17 protein-coding genes are annotated in these 13,840 nt (G+C 68.5%); 11 read left to right on the top strand and 6 right to left on the bottom strand.

The features are described 5' to 3' along the window. Positions 1 to 35 precede the first annotated feature (35 nt). The 6 genes from AC6UUM_RS08535 to AC6UUM_RS08510 all read right to left on the bottom strand — a co-directional run bounded on the left by AC6UUM_RS08535 (position 36) and on the right by AC6UUM_RS08510 (position 4,803). Positions 36 to 776 (bottom strand): sigma-70 family RNA polymerase sigma factor, encoded by a 741-nt coding sequence (locus AC6UUM_RS08535; protein ID WP_500801862.1) that lies wholly within the window; start codon positions 774 to 776, stop codon positions 36 to 38. Continuing rightward, a complete protein-coding gene (gene flhA, locus AC6UUM_RS08530; RefSeq protein WP_500801861.1) occupies positions 776 to 2,866 on the bottom strand; it encodes a flagellar biosynthesis protein FlhA in 2,091 nt (696 codons plus the stop codon). The genes AC6UUM_RS08535 and flhA overlap by 1 nt, the downstream gene beginning before the upstream one ends. Then, on the bottom strand, positions 2,863 to 3,582 hold the full coding sequence (locus tag AC6UUM_RS08525) for a transglycosylase SLT domain-containing protein (RefSeq protein ID WP_500801860.1): 720 nt from the start codon (positions 3,580 to 3,582) through the stop codon (positions 2,863 to 2,865). The genes flhA and AC6UUM_RS08525 overlap by 4 nt, the downstream gene beginning before the upstream one ends. Next, positions 3,579 to 3,914 carry a hypothetical protein gene (locus tag AC6UUM_RS08520; protein ID WP_500801859.1) on the bottom strand — a complete coding sequence of 112 codons (336 nt, stop codon included), beginning with the start codon at positions 3,912 to 3,914 and terminating at the stop codon, positions 3,579 to 3,581. Before AC6UUM_RS08520 ends, AC6UUM_RS08525 begins: the two co-directional genes overlap by 4 nt. After that, positions 3,911 to 4,207 (bottom strand): flagellar biosynthesis anti-sigma factor FlgM, encoded by a 297-nt coding sequence (gene flgM / locus AC6UUM_RS08515; protein ID WP_500801858.1) that lies wholly within the window; start codon positions 4,205 to 4,207, stop codon positions 3,911 to 3,913. Before flgM ends, AC6UUM_RS08520 begins: the two co-directional genes overlap by 4 nt. Before the next feature lie 86 nt (positions 4,208 to 4,293). Further along, complete coding sequence (locus AC6UUM_RS08510; RefSeq protein WP_500801857.1) at positions 4,294 to 4,803, bottom strand: hypothetical protein; 510 nt, start codon at positions 4,801 to 4,803, stop codon at positions 4,294 to 4,296. 226 nt (positions 4,804 to 5,029) lie between these two features. Between AC6UUM_RS08510 and flgB the strand changes: the two genes are divergently transcribed. From flgB to AC6UUM_RS08455, 11 genes are all read left to right on the top strand, one after another. Next, positions 5,030 to 5,398, top strand: coding sequence for a flagellar basal body rod protein FlgB (gene flgB, locus AC6UUM_RS08505; RefSeq protein ID WP_500801856.1), 369 nt, complete (start codon positions 5,030 to 5,032; stop codon positions 5,396 to 5,398). Further along, a complete protein-coding gene (gene flgC / locus AC6UUM_RS08500) occupies positions 5,395 to 5,793 on the top strand; it encodes a flagellar basal body rod protein FlgC (protein WP_500801855.1) in 399 nt (132 codons plus the stop codon). Before flgB ends, flgC begins: the two co-directional genes overlap by 4 nt. Next, complete coding sequence (locus AC6UUM_RS08495) at positions 5,790 to 6,077, top strand: flagellar hook assembly protein FlgD (protein ID WP_500801854.1); 288 nt, start codon at positions 5,790 to 5,792, stop codon at positions 6,075 to 6,077. The genes flgC and AC6UUM_RS08495 overlap by 4 nt, the downstream gene beginning before the upstream one ends. A 4-nt stretch (positions 6,078 to 6,081) precedes the next feature. Beyond that, positions 6,082 to 7,377 (top strand): flagellar hook protein FlgE, encoded by a 1,296-nt coding sequence (locus AC6UUM_RS08490; RefSeq protein WP_500801853.1) that lies wholly within the window; start codon positions 6,082 to 6,084, stop codon positions 7,375 to 7,377. An 11-nt stretch (positions 7,378 to 7,388) separates the two neighbouring features. Next, the gene (locus tag AC6UUM_RS08485) at positions 7,389 to 8,150 is read left to right on the top strand and encodes a flagellar hook-basal body complex protein (protein WP_500801852.1); all 762 of its coding nucleotides are present in this window, start codon (positions 7,389 to 7,391) and stop codon (positions 8,148 to 8,150) included. Between the two features lie 12 nt (positions 8,151 to 8,162). After that, positions 8,163 to 8,948, top strand: a complete 786-nt coding sequence (gene flgG, locus AC6UUM_RS08480) for a flagellar basal-body rod protein FlgG (RefSeq protein ID WP_500801851.1) — start codon at positions 8,163 to 8,165, stop codon at positions 8,946 to 8,948. After that, the gene (locus AC6UUM_RS08475) at positions 8,941 to 9,582 is read left to right on the top strand and encodes a flagellar basal body L-ring protein FlgH (protein ID WP_500801850.1); all 642 of its coding nucleotides are present in this window, start codon (positions 8,941 to 8,943) and stop codon (positions 9,580 to 9,582) included. Before flgG ends, AC6UUM_RS08475 begins: the two co-directional genes overlap by 8 nt. After that, positions 9,582 to 10,664 (top strand): flagellar basal body P-ring protein FlgI, encoded by a 1,083-nt coding sequence (locus AC6UUM_RS08470; protein ID WP_500801849.1) that lies wholly within the window; start codon positions 9,582 to 9,584, stop codon positions 10,662 to 10,664. Before AC6UUM_RS08475 ends, AC6UUM_RS08470 begins: the two co-directional genes overlap by 1 nt. An 86-nt stretch (positions 10,665 to 10,750) precedes the next feature. Then, positions 10,751 to 10,981: a hypothetical protein gene (locus AC6UUM_RS08465; RefSeq protein WP_500801848.1), complete on the top strand. Its 231-nt coding sequence runs from the start codon at positions 10,751 to 10,753 to the stop codon at positions 10,979 to 10,981. Next, entirely contained in the window at positions 10,981 to 12,846 is a 1,866-nt protein-coding gene (locus AC6UUM_RS08460; RefSeq protein ID WP_500801847.1) for a FlgK family flagellar hook-associated protein, read from the top strand. The genes AC6UUM_RS08465 and AC6UUM_RS08460 overlap by 1 nt, the downstream gene beginning before the upstream one ends. After that, a complete protein-coding gene (locus AC6UUM_RS08455) occupies positions 12,843 to 13,811 on the top strand; it encodes a flagellin N-terminal helical domain-containing protein (protein WP_500801846.1) in 969 nt (322 codons plus the stop codon). The genes AC6UUM_RS08460 and AC6UUM_RS08455 overlap by 4 nt, the downstream gene beginning before the upstream one ends. Positions 13,812 to 13,840: the final 29 nt, after the last annotated feature.

Genomic DNA, 13,840 nt, shown 5'->3' with positions numbered 1-13,840 from the left:
CAGGGTGCCAGCCTGCCCTGGCGGGTGCAATCACCCTAATCGTCAGCCCAGCCCGTGAGCGTGCCGCGCAATTTTGTCAGCGCGGCCTTCTTGATCTGGCAGATGCGCGCCGCGCCGACGCCGAGCACCTGGCCGATTTCCTCCAAATTCAGCTCCTCGACGAAATAAAGTTGCAGCACGCGCGCCTCGCGTTCGGGCAGGGAGGCGATGGCGCCGGCGATGGCGCGGCGGCGGCGGTCGCTTTCCAGCACATCATGGGCATCGGGATCGTTGCTGGCAAACCAGTCGCTGTGATCGGAATAGACATCGTCGATGCTTTCGGTGTGCGCTGCCACGGTTTGCGCCAGGCCGGCGCGGTAATCGGACAGGCTGATCTCCAGCGCTTGCGCCATTTCGGCATCGGTGGCGCTGCGGCCCAATTGGCCTTCCAGCCGGCTGCGCACCTGGCCCCATTCGCGCTTGCGGCGCATGGCCGATCGCACCAGCGTTGCACCTTTGCGCAAATGATCGATCATCGCGCCGCGCACCCGCACGCTGGCATAGGTGGCGAACGCCGCGTGGCCGCGATCTTCAAAGCTGCGCGCCGATTCGATCAGCGCGATCATGCCGATCTGCACCAGATCCTCCACCTCGATGGCCGACGACACGCGGGCATGCACATGCCAGGCGATGCGGCGCACCAGCGCCAGATGGCTGGAGATCAACCGTTCGGGATCGACTTGCGCCAACCGGGCGGGCGCATAGAGCGCCGGATCAAGGCCAAGGCGGGCGTCCATCAGGCGTCTCCTTTGGCGGGGGTCGCGCCGATGATTGCGGCAACCTCCACATCGCGGTCATCGGGGATATCGGGAAAGGCGAGCACGGCGACGCCGGCCAGCCGCGCGCGCAGCATCTGCCAAAGCGGCCGGCGGATCTGCGGCACGGTGACGATGGCAAAGCGCCGGCCATCGGCGAGCAGCGGCGCACAGGCCGCGGCCGCCGCTTCGGCGACGCGGGTGACGAGCGCCGGATCGAACGGGTGGGCGGTGCCCGGATTGGCGCGCACCGCCTGCACCAGCAGGCCTTCCAGGCCGGGATCGAGCGCAACCGCCAGCAGCGCGCCCTTCACCCCGGCCAGTTGCTGCACCAGGGCCAGGCCGAGCGCCGGGCGGATCAGTTCGGCAAGTTCGGCCGGGTCCTGCGTCTTGGGGGCCACCGCGACCAGCGCGGCGGCGATGGAGCGCAGATCGCGGATGGCGATGCCTTCTTCGAGCAGGCGTTGCAGAACCTGGGTGACCACCGCGACTGACACTAACTTCGGCGTGAGCGCCCCGGCCAGCGCCGGCGCGGTATCGGCCAGCGTATCAAGCAGCGCTTGGGTGTCATCCTGCCCCAGCAAGCGGTGGGCATGCAACGACAGCAGCTGGTTGAGATGGGTGCCGACCACGGCGGCAGGATCGACGACGGTATAGCCGGCGGCCTCGGCCAGATCGGCTTCGGCTGGATCGATCCAGCGCGCCGGCAGGCCAAAGGCCGGATCGGCACATTCGCGACCCGGAATGACCGTGGCGATGGCGCCGGCTTCGATGGCGAGCATGTCGTCGGGGAAAAGCTCGTCTTCACCCACCACCACGCCGGCCAGGGTGATGCGATAGCGGAATGGCGCGAGGCCAAGATCGTCGCGCACCCGCACCTGCGGCAACACAAAGCCGAGATTTTTCGACAATTGCCGGCGCACCGCCGTGATCCGCGCCATCAACGGGGCATCACGGGCGGCATCGACCAGCGGCACCAGCGCAAAGCCGATATCGAGCGCGGCGGGTGCGGTATCGGCGACATCGGCCCAATCGATGCGGGCGCTGCTGTCGGGCGCGTCAGGGCTGGTGGTGGCGGCTTCTGGCGCTGGGGCGGGGCGTTTGCGCAGCGCCAGCCAGAAGGCCGCGCCGGCCGCCGGCGCCACGATCAGCAGCGGCATGCCCGGCAGCAGGCCGAGCAGCGCCAAGATCACCCCGACCGGCAGCCATGGCGCGGTGAGGCCAAGCTGCGCCCCCACCTGCTGGCTGAGATCCTGCGTCTTGCCGACACGCGTGACGACCATGGCGGCCGCGATCGACAGCAGCAGCGCCGGCACCTGCGCCACCAGGCCATCCCCGACAGCGAGCAGCAGATAGGTGCGTGCCGCATCAGCAAGGCTCAGATCGTGGGAGACGGTGCCGAGGATCAGCCCGCCGATGATGTTGATGGCGAGGATCAGCACGCCGGCAACCGCATCGCCCTTCACGAATTTGCTGCTGCCATCCATGGCGCCGTGGAAATCGGCTTCGGTGGTCACCTCGGCGCGGCGCAGGCGGGCGTCTTCGGCGGTGATCAGCCCGGCGTTGAGATCGGCATCGATGGCCATCTGCTTGCCGGGCAAGGCATCGAGCGTGAAGCGCGCCGCAACTTCGGAGACGCGGCCGGCGCCCTTGGTGATCACCACCAGATTGATGATCATCAGCACACCGAACACGAACAGGCCGACGACATAATCGCCGCTCACCAGGAAATTGCCGAAGCTTTCAATCACATGCCCGGCCGCCGCCGTGCCTTCGTGGCCGTGCACCAGCACGACGCGGGTGGAGGCGACATTGAGCGCGAGGCGCAGCAGCGTCGCGTAGAGCAATACGGTCGGAAAGGCGGAGAAATCCAGCGGCTGGCGGATGTTGATCGCCACCATCAGCACAATCAGCGCAACCGCGATGTTGGTGACGAAGAACAGATCGAGCAGCAGCGCCGGCAACGGCACCACCATCAGGCCGACCAGCAGCAACACGGCGGCCGGCATCAGCGCGGTGCGGGCCGTAAGGTTGGCGCGCAACTGCGCCGGCAGGCTGGCGGCAAGATTCATTGCATGGCCGCCAGCACGAGATAGGCCATCTGCGCGCGCGACGCCATGAGCGCCGGATCGGCTGCCGGCAGGCTGCGGCCGGCGGGCGGCAGCGGATTGCCGCCCCCGCTGCCGCCCATATGCCGGTTGATGCGGCTGGCGACGACATCATGGACCTCGCCCAGCGAGCGCGCTGAACCATCCTTGTGGAAAAAAATGCTGCGGTTGGCGGCAGCCGCAGCGGGCAGCAGGCCGGCGGCGGCGGCGGCGGGGTTGGCGGCCATCGCGCCGAGGAACCGGATCGCACCGCCGGCACCCAGAAAAGCCGCGAGATAGAGATCGGCGCTGCCGGCGGCACGGCCCAGCGACTGCTCCAATTTGGCGGCGTTGTCGCGCGTGAACTCGCCGGCCATGGCAGCAGCAGCCTCGGCGTTGTGGCGCAGCGACAAAATCGAGTCCTTCACGGCGCGGCTGGCGCCATTCCTCAGCGCGTCGGCCGCCCAGCCGAGACCATGCTTGTCGCCATGGCGGGCGACCACGCCCAGCCAGGTGGCATCAGTGAACTGGAACAGGCCGCTGGCCGACGAGGTGCTGGCGCGGGCCACGGGGTTCAGCCCGGATTCGGCGCGGGCGTTGGCGAGCAGATAGGAAAAATCCACACCGGTACGCGCCGCCGCCTGTTCGACAGCGGCGATGATGGTGCTGCGCACCGGCGTTGGGGAGAGCGCGATGGTCATGCCCAGCGGCCGTCGCTGCCATAGGTGACCGCAGCCGGGCGCAACGCCGCGCCGGGCGGGCGCAAGGCCGCCAGCCGGCGCTCGACGCTGATCAGCTTGGCGCGGCTGCGCAAGATGGCTTCGCTGTTGAGATCGCGCGCCTGTTCGAGCAGCGGGCGCGGCGGCGCGGCACCGCCCGCAACCGCCGCCGCCACCGCAGCCAAAGCAGCGGTCTTGGCGGCCGTGGCGCTTTGAATCGCGTCGGCATCTTCGGATTCGAGCGCCGCCAGTTCGGCGCGGATCGCGTCGACCAGGGCGCTGGCAAGATCGTCGATGCCCCCCGCCATGATCAAGGCCGGCCGCGATCGAGCGCCAGCATGGCGCCGGCAATGGCATCGGCATCGATCGGATAACGACCGGCCGCGATCGCTGCCTGCAACTGGGCGACGCGGGCGCTGTTCACCGGTGGCGCGCTGGCCAGTTCCTTGATCAGGCCGCTGTTGCCGATGCTGCCAGCCACCGTTGCGGCCGGCGCAATGCGGCGCACCGGCTTGCCGGGGTCGCTGGCGGCGGTTTCGCCAGCTGGCTGACTGCGCGCTGTAAAGGGGCTGCGGATCGGGCCGCCGCCATTGATGCCATCGATCATCTGTCTGGTCCCTTGTGCTGGCGGCCCGTCGTCACCGGCCGCACAACGCTGTTAACGGCCATTCACCATGGCCTTTAAATCGCCGCTCATCGCGCCAGCACGACACGGCCACCGGCTTCGATGCGGCCGGTGAAGCGGCGGCCGGCGGGGCCTTTCAGGGCGACCCGTGCGCCATCGGCATCGCGTTCGGCTTCGGCCTCGATCTGGATGGCGAAACCCGGCCCGCTGGCCTCCACCAGCACCCGCTCGCCGCGGCGGATGGCGGGTTTGGCACGGGCGACCGCTTGACTGGGGGGGGCGCTGACTGCGACGGGCACATAAAGCGTCCACGCCGGATCGGCACAATCGGCGCGCACCACGTCGGCGCGCGCCCAGCTGAGCGCTGGCGACGGGCAGCGCGGCACCACCAGCCGATCATCAAGGCGCGCCGGCCCACCGGCAAAGCGTTCGACCGCCATGCGCAGCACCGCCACATCGTGCAGGGCGGGGCCGGATTGGGCCCAAACCGGCGCGGAGAACAGCAGCACGGCCAGGCCGACCAGCAAGATGGCCAGGTGGGCGATTTTCATAGTGAGCCGTTTAATCATGGCGCGCATCGGCCGTTGATCCTTTCGGTCAGGCCAAGGTGCGATCCCCCGGCATCACAGCCCGACCAGCAAGAACCGCGCCAATTGTTGATCCCCCCGATTGGCGCGCCGCGACCCGGCCCGGGGCCGGCAATGGCTTGCCGCCGCAGCGGCAGGCCCTTGCCGCGCCCCGGGCCTCACCCATGGCGCTGCGGCCGTTGCAGGCACTTGGCACGGCCTGTGCATTGCGCCGGCCATGACCATATTCGACTCAGCCCTGGGATTGTCCGCCGCCGCGCTGAAACTGCGCGGGCAACGGCTGGAGGTGATCGCCGGCAATATCGCCAACGCCTCCACGCCGGGCTTCAAGGCCCGCGATCTGGATGCCGATGCGGCGCTGGCGCGGATCAGTGGCAGCGGTTTTGCCGGGATGTTGGCGGGCGAACAGGCCGGTGCCGGCGCGCTGAGATTCCGCGCCGCCATGCAGCCCAGCCTGGATGGCAACACGGTCGATATGGCCACCGAACAGGCCGCCTTTGCCGAAAACGCCCTCAAATATCGCGCCAGCCTGGAGTTTCTTTCGGGACGCATCCAGACGCTGATGAGCGCGATGCGGCCGGAATGATGAAGACCCTTTCCACCTTCGACATCGCCGGGCGCGCCATGGCATCGCAGCTGGTGCGCATGAACGCCATCGCATCGAACCTGGCCAATGCGGGCAGCATTTCCGGCACCGAACAGGGCGCCTATCGCGCGCTGCGCCCGGTGTTCACCACCCGATATGACGGCACGGCGGCAACTGTGGATGTGGCCAGCATGGCGCGCACCGGCACGCCGGAACGCAAGCTCGATCCGCATCATCCGCTGGCCGATGCCACCGGCCATGTCTGGCAAGCCGCCGTCGATCCCAATCAGGAGATGGTGGAAATGGTCGAAACCGCGCGCGCCTATGCCAATAATGTCGAAGTGCTCAGCACCGCACGCGGCCTGGCGCTCGACACGTTGAGGATCGGCAAATGAGCAGCATTGCGCCCGTGAATGCCATCCCATCCGCGCCGCCACCGGCAGTGCGCAGCCCCAAGGCCACGCTGGACCAGGGCGATTTCCTCACCCTGATGACCGCGCAATTGAAGAACCAGGACCCGACCAAGCCGGTCGATAACCTGCAATATGTCCAGCAGATGGCGATGTTCAGCCAGCTGGCCGGCACCACGGAAACCAACAGCAAGCTGGCCGCCATCACCGACCGGCTGGACCGACTGATCGCAGCTTCAACATCAGAAGCCTCAACACCAGAGGAGTGACATCATGGCCTTTTACACCGCGCTCACCGGGCTGTCCGGTGCCCAGTCCGAAATGTCCACCATCGCCAACAATATCGCCAATGTCGGCACCACCGGTTTCAAACGCAGCCGCGTGGCCTTTGGCGACATCTTCTCGGCATCGCCGCTGGCCAATCCCAACCGCGTGATCGGATCGGGCAGCACGGTGCGGGCGATCAGCCAGCAATTCGCGCAAGGCCCGACCGAAACCTCGACGTCGGCGCTCGATCTCACCGTGGCCGGCCAGGGATTCTTCATCGTCAAATCCGGGCCGGGCGGCACCCAGACGCATTTCACCCGCAATGGTTCGTTCGGGGTGAACGCCGATCGCGCCATTGTTGATGCACAAGGCCGGCAGATGCAGTTGTTTGCCACCACCAAGGATGGCGCAGTGCTGGCCACCGGGCTGGCCAGCACCATCAATGCCACGCTGCCGCTGGCATCGGGCGTGCCGGTGCCGACCACGGCCATCAATGTGTCCGCCAATCTGCCCGCGGATGCGGCGATCATCGCCAATTCGCCGATCTATACGCCCACCAACCCCTATGTGTTCGATCGTGACAATGCGGCCAGCTTCAACGCCAGCACATCCACCACCGTCTATGACAATCTCGGCAATCCGCTGGCCGCGACGATCTATTATGTGAAGGACAGCCTGCCCACCGTGCCCGATCCGCTGCACCGCTGGACGGCGCGGGTGTTCGTGGGCGATACCGAACTTGCAGTGGGCGGCACCAGCGGCCTGCCGATGGCGTTCGACGCCGCCGGCTTGCTGACCTCTCCCACCGCGCCCTTCAGCTTCGATCCGATCACCCCGCCCGGCAGCACGGCGCCACTGGCGTTGAATGTGGATCATGGGCTCGCCACCACCCAGCAGGCGCAGCCGTTCAACGTGGCGGTGATCGAGCAGGACGGCGTGCCGGCCGGGCAACTGGAAAGTGTGTCGGTGGATGCCGCCGGGCTGCTGCGCGCCAGTTTCTCCAATGGCGAGGTGCAGACGCTGGGCAAGGTGGCGCTGGCGAATTTTTCCAACCCGCAGGGCCTGAAGCAGGCCGGCGATGCGAGCTGGGTGGTGACGCCGCAATCCGGCGAGGCCCTGACCGGCGAGGCCGGGCGGGGCGGCATCGGCAGCCTGCTCTCCGGCAATCTGGAGCGCAGCAATGTCGATCTGACCACCGAACTGGTCAATCTGATCGCGGCGCAGCGCAATTTCCAGGCCGCGGCCAAATCCATCGAAACCGACAATCAGTTGATGCAGACCATCATCAACCTGCGCAGCTGATCGGCTAAGTCATGGACCGGCTGATCTATACCACCCTGACCGGCCTCAACGCCCGGGCGCGCCAGCAATTGGTGACCGCGAACAATCTGGCCAATGCCGGCGTGCCGGGATTCAGGCGCGATGTGGTGGCGCAGGAAAGCCGTTATCTGAATGCGGCGCGCGATATCGATGGTGCCTGGCGCGCCCGCGCGCAGGCCGGTGCGCCCAGCCTGGCCACCCCGCACCAGCCGGGGCGCATTTCGGCGACCGGCCGCCCGCTCGACATCGCGCTGGGCGGCGAATCCTGGCTGGCGGTGCAAGGCCCGATCGTCGGCGGCGATGTGCGCGAAGCCTATATGCGGCGCGGCGATCTGCAGGTGAATGCCGCCGGGCTGATCACGCTGGGCGATGGCCGCGTCGTGTTGAATGGCAACAGTGCGCCGATCTCTGTTCCGCCGGGCGCCGCGCTGACCATCGGCGAAGATGGCAGCATCACCGCCACCCTGCCCGATGGCCCGCAAGCCCTTGGCAAGCTCAAGCTCGTCGATGGCAGCAGCCTCAAGTCGCGCGACAAGGCCGCCGATGGCCTGTTCATGCCGCAAGACCCGTTGCCGGCCGACCCCACGGCGCGTCTGGAAACCGGTGCGCTGGAAAGCGCCAACATCACCGCCGCCGAAGCCCTGGTCGAACTGGTCGAGGAACAGCGCGGCTTTGAAGTGAACGCCCGGCTGCTGAAACTGGCGCAGGACATGGACGAACAGGGTGCGCGGCTGATCAGCCTGGATGGCAAGTAAGGAGCCTATGCGATGACCACCGCCCTGCAGATTGCCCGTTCGGGCCTCGACGCGCTCGATCAGCGCATGAAGACAATTTCGAACAATCTCGCCAACGTCTCGACCACCGGCTTCAAGCGCGATCGCGCCAATTTCGCCAGCCTGATGTATCAGGATGATCGCAGCCCCGGCGCGGCCAGCGGCGCCGACAGCCAATATGCCACCGGGCTGGGCACCGGCACCGGCGTGCGCGTCGTCGGCACCGAGCGCATCCATGCGCAAGGCACGATGATCCAGACCGACAATGCCCTCGATCTGGCGGTGGACGGCGCCGGATTCTTCGCCGTGCAGATGCCGGATGGCACGGTAGGATATACGCGCGATGGCGGCTTCAAATTGTCGGCCACCGGCGAGATCGTCACCACGGCGGGGCTGCGGCTGGCGCAGCCGCTGACCGTGCCGGATGGCGCGACGCAATTGGTGATCGCGCCGGATGGCACCGTCACCGCATCCCTGCCCGGCGAGGCCGCACCGGTGGAGGTGGGACAGCTCCAACTGGCGCGGTTCCTCAATCCGGCCGGGCTGATGCCGGTGGGCGACAATCTCTATCGCGAAACCGCCGGGTCCGGCCCGCCAACCCAGGGCATCGCCGGCCAGGCCGGCATGGGCCAGATCCGCCAGGGCATGCTGGAAGGATCGAACGTCTCGACGGTGCAGGAACTGGTGGACATGATCGAGACGCAGCGGGCCTATGAGATCAACAGCAAGGTGATCAGCGCGGCCGACGAGATGAGCCGGTATGTGGTGCAGAATGTCTAGGCTGGCGCTGATTGCCGCTCTGGTTGCGACGCCGGCGCTGGCCGCCAAGGTCACGCCCATGCCCCCTGCCCGGCCCGTCGTGGTCATCGAACCGGCCGCAATCACCGGCAGCCTGTTCAACCCGGCCAGCTATACCGGGCTGGTCACCGATCGGCGGGCGCGGCGGGTGGGCGATCTGATCACCATCCGCCTGACCGAGCGCACCACCGCATCGAAATCCGCCAGCGCCGGATCGAGCCGGGACAGCGAAACCGCCATCCGGCTGCCGCAATTCTTTCCGTTCACCCGCGTGCCGCCCGGCGCGACCGAAGCCGGCAGCAGCCAGGGTTTCACCGGCAGCGGCACGGCCGCGCAGAACAATGAACTGATCGGCCAGATCAGCGTCACCGTGGCCGAAGTGCTGCCCGGCGGCGTGCTGCGCGTGGCCGGCGAAAAGCGCCTGGCGCTCAATCGCGGCGAGGAGCATCTGCAGATCAGCGGCCTGGTGCGCATCGACGATCTGGGCGCCGACAACAGCGTGGAATCGACGCGCGTGGCCGATGCGCATATCCGCTTTGGCGGCACCGGCCAGGTGGCGGACAACAGCCGGCAAGGCTGGCTGGCGCGCTTCTTTGCCAAGATCTTGCCGTTCTGATGCGGGCTCTGGTCGCCCTGGCCCTGCTGGCCGCCCCGGCACAGGCCGAGCGGGTGAAGGATATCGCGCGCTTTGCCGGCGTGCGCGCCAATGCGCTCACCGGCTATGGCGTCGTCGTCGGCCTGACCGGCAGCGGCGACCAGAATCTGGAATTCACCATCCAGTCGCTCACGGCTGCGGTGGGCCGGCTGGGCGTGCGCTTGCCGCCCGGCGTCAATCCGCAATTGCGCAATGCCGCCGCAGTGATGATCACCGCCGAGCTGCCGCCGTTCGCCAAGCCCGGCCAGCGGCTGGATGTGACGGTGGCGGCACTGGGCCAGGCAAAGTCCCTGCGCGGCGGCACGCTGCTGCTCACCAGCCTGCAAGGGCCCGACGGCGAGATTTATGCGCTGTCGCAAGGCAGCCTGGCGGTGGGCGGGTTCGGTGCGGAGGGGCGCGACGGCAGCCGCATTGTCGTCGGCACGCCCGCCACCGGGCGGGTGCCGGGCGGCGCCATCGTCGAACGATCGGTGCCATCGCCGTTCACCAACCGTGGCCCGATGCATCTCGATATGAACGAGCCGGACTTTTCCGCCACCAAGGCGGTCGCCGATGCCATCAACCGCGCCTATGGCGGCGAAGTGGCCACCGCCGAAGACGGCGTCCGCATCCGGTTGAACGCGCCCGATGATCCCGCCCGCCGCATCGCACTGGCGGCGCGGGTGGAGGCGCTGGAAGTGGCTTTGGCGCCGCCGCCAGCGCGCGTGATCGTCAATGCCCGCACCGGCACCGTGGTGATATCCGGCGAAGTGCGCATCCTGCCCGCCGCCGTCGCCCACGGCAATCTGACCGTGCGCGTCACGGAGAACCAGCAGGCCAGCCAACCCGCCCCGCTGGCGCGCGGCCAGACCGTGGTGATCCAGCAATCCAGTGTCGAGGCCGGTGAAGCGCAGACCCGCATGAACCTGTTCGCCCCCGGCGCGAAGCTGGGCGACATCGTCGATGCGGTTAACGCCATTGGTGCAGCGCCGGGCGATCTGGTGGCGATATTGGAGGCGCTGAAGGCGGCGGGTGCGTTACGCGCCGAGCTGGTGGTGATCTGATGGATGGCCTGCCGTTGTCTCCAAAGGCACCGCTCACCCTGAACCTGTCGCCCTTCGACAGGCTCAGGGTGAGCGGAGGCTTACCGATGGACCCACCGCGCAACGAGGCCAAACTCGCCGCCAAGGCCAGCACTGATTTCGAAGCCCTGCTCGTCACCCGCCTGCTGAAAACCGCGCGCGCCGCCAGGCTGGGCGACGATCTTATGGGCAAGAACGATCAGATCCGCGATCTGATCGATGAAACCCGCGCGCGCAGCCTCACCGCCGCCGCCCCGCTCGGCCTGGCGCAGTTGCTGGCGCGGGAGGCAAAACGCTGATGGATCTGCTCGGTCTTGGTCGGTCCGGCGTGTTGGCGTTTCAGCGCGCGTTGAACGCCACCGGCGAGAATGTCGCCAATGCCGACACGCCGGGCTTCGTGCGGCGCCGCGCCGTGCTGGCGACGCAGCCGGCCGGGCGCGGCGGGCCATTGGAGCGCGCACCAACCTCGGCCGGGGTGCGGTTCGATACGTTGGTGCGCGATGTCGATGCGTTGAAAGCCAATGCGGCGCGCACCGCCAGCGGCGATCAGGCGCGCTTTGCGGCGCGGCTGGACTGGCTGGAGCGGCTGGAGGGGCTGGGGGTGAGCGCCGACGTGGCGACGCGGGTCGGCGCCTTCTTCAACGCCGCCACCGATCTGGCCGCCGCGCCGACCAATCGCGCCGCGCGCACGCTGTTTCTGGGCGCCGCCGATGATGCGGCTTCGGCCTTTGCCGGGCACGGCGAGGCGCTGGCCGCGCTCAGCGACGACATTCACAGCGAAGCCGCGCTGTCGGCGCGCACGGTGAATGATCTCGCCGCCGCACTGGTACGCATCAACGAACAGCTCCGGCGCGGCGATGCCGGCGATGCGGCGGCAGCCGGCATGCTCGACAATCGCGACCGGCTGCTCGCCGATCTGGCCGCCGAAGTGCGGATCAGCATCAGCGAAGGCCCGCGCGGCGTCGTCGAGGTGAAACTGGGCAGCGGGCCATCGGCGGTGCAACTGGTGCCGCAGGCCGGCAACAGCCGGCGCATCGGGGTCGCGCCCGATGGCGTGACGGTGCTGCTCAATCCGGAATTCGATCCCACCCCGCTGCGCCTGCCCGCCTCCGGGCGGCTCGCTGGCTTGCTGGAGGCCAGCGCCGACATCAATCGCGCCCGCGCCGCGCTGGACAGCAGCGCCACCGGCTTTGCCGCGCTGGTCAATGATTGGCACGGGCGCGGTGTGGACGCGGCCGGCGCGCCGGGCCAGGCGGTGTTTACGACCATCGACGTGGCAACCACGGTGGGCAAGGCCAATGCCGGCCGCGCGCCGGTCGATGTGGTGCTGGCCGACGGGGCGGTGCCGGAAGTGTCGGGATACCGGCTGATCGCGGATGCCACCGGCTTCACGCTGGCGCGCGGTGATGGCAGCGCCAGCGTGACCGGTGCGGGGCCATTGCTGCTCGATGGCTTGACCGTCAGCATCGGCGGCGGCGCGGTGGCCGGCGATCAATGGACGCTGGCCCGACTGGACGGCGCGCGCGCTCTGGTGCTGCGGCCACTGCTGCATGGCGAAGTGGCCGCCGCTGGGCGCTGGCAGATCGATGCGCCACCGGACAATGGCACCACCATCCTGCCGACGATCATCGACGATGCGACCGCGCTGACGCTGCCCGGCGGCGACACGACACCGCCGCCGTGGCGGATCAGCGTGATCGCCGGCGGCCTCGCGGAGATTCATGCCGGTGCCACGCTGATCGACACGGTGCCGGCCGATGACAGCCTGATCGAAGGGCCGGGCGTGCGCTTCAGCGTGCCGGCCGATGCAGAAGCAGGCGATCTGTTCCGTATCAGCCCGACCCCGGCCGGCAGCCCGGACAATGCAAATGCGATATTGCTGGGCCGTCTGCGGGTGGAGCCGGGGCCGAACGGCACATTGGAGGCGGAATTGGCCGCCGAAAGCGCCGGTATCGGCGCGCGCGTCGCCGATACGCGCCGGCTGGAGGCCGCCGCCGCGACGCTGAAGGAAGACACGGCGCGCGCCAATGATGCCGTGTCGGGTGTCGATCTGGAGTATGAAGCCGCCGAGCTGACCCGCCTGCAGGCCGCCTATCGCGCCAATGCGCAGGTGATCGGCGTGGCGCGTGACCTGTTCGATCAGATATTGGGCCTCAGCCGGTGATTCCGCCCGTCTCGACCCGTTCCGGCCATGATGCCGCGGTGCGCCGCTTGACCAATCTGTCGCGGCAATTGGCCGAGGTGCAGCAGCAGATTTCCACGGGGCGCAAGCTGGTGCGCCCCGGCGATGATCCGATGGCTTTTGCCCGCGCCGCCACGTTGAAGCGCGCCGATGCCAGCGCCGATGTGCAGCGCCGGGCCATGGACACCGCCGGATCGCGCCTCGCCGCCAGCGAAACGGCGCTGGCCAGCATCGCCGACATCATGGCGCGCGCCAAGGAACTGGCGCTGGCCGGGCGCAACGCCAGCCTGAACGCGGCCGACCGCAAGGTGCTGGCCAGCGAAGTGGGAGAATTGCACAGCGCCGCGCGCGGCCTGGCCGAAGCGCGCGGGCCCGATGGCGAGGCCCTGTTTGCCGGGACCGGCCTGCCGCCCAGCTATGCCGACGACGCCGATGGTCTGGCCGCCTGGGCTGGGCTGGGGACAAGCCCGCGCGTCGCTTTGCTGGGCCGCACGCTGGCCGCCGGTATCACTGGCCCGGAAGCCTTTGGCGTGACGGCGCCCCTGCCCCCACCCGACCCGCTTTTGCCGATCGACCCCTTGCTGCCGCCGGCTCCGCGCGTGCGCAATCTGTTCGACGCGCTGGCGCATCTGGCCGACAGCCTGACCGAGCCCCGACCGGTGTTCTTCGACGCCGGCATGGACGAAGCGCTGGCGGCCATGGACGGGCATATCGATGGCCTGGCCGCGGCCCAGGCGACGCTGGGCACCCGCGCGGCGCGGCTGGAGGCGGAGGCCGAACGGCTCGACAAGGCGCAGTTGCAGTTGAAGACCGAGGTGTCGAAGCTGGAGGACACCGACATGGCCGCCGCGATCGCGCGGCTGGATCGGCTGGGCGTGGTGCTGGATGCGGCGCAGGCGAGCTTTGCGCGAGTCTCACGGCTGAGCCTGTGGGATGACATGCGGTAAGGCGCGCCTTGGGGAGAGCACCCTCCACA

The organism is Sandarakinorhabdus sp. (genome assembly GCF_987265915.1).
This window is presented reverse-complemented; position numbering and strand designations above follow the sequence as displayed.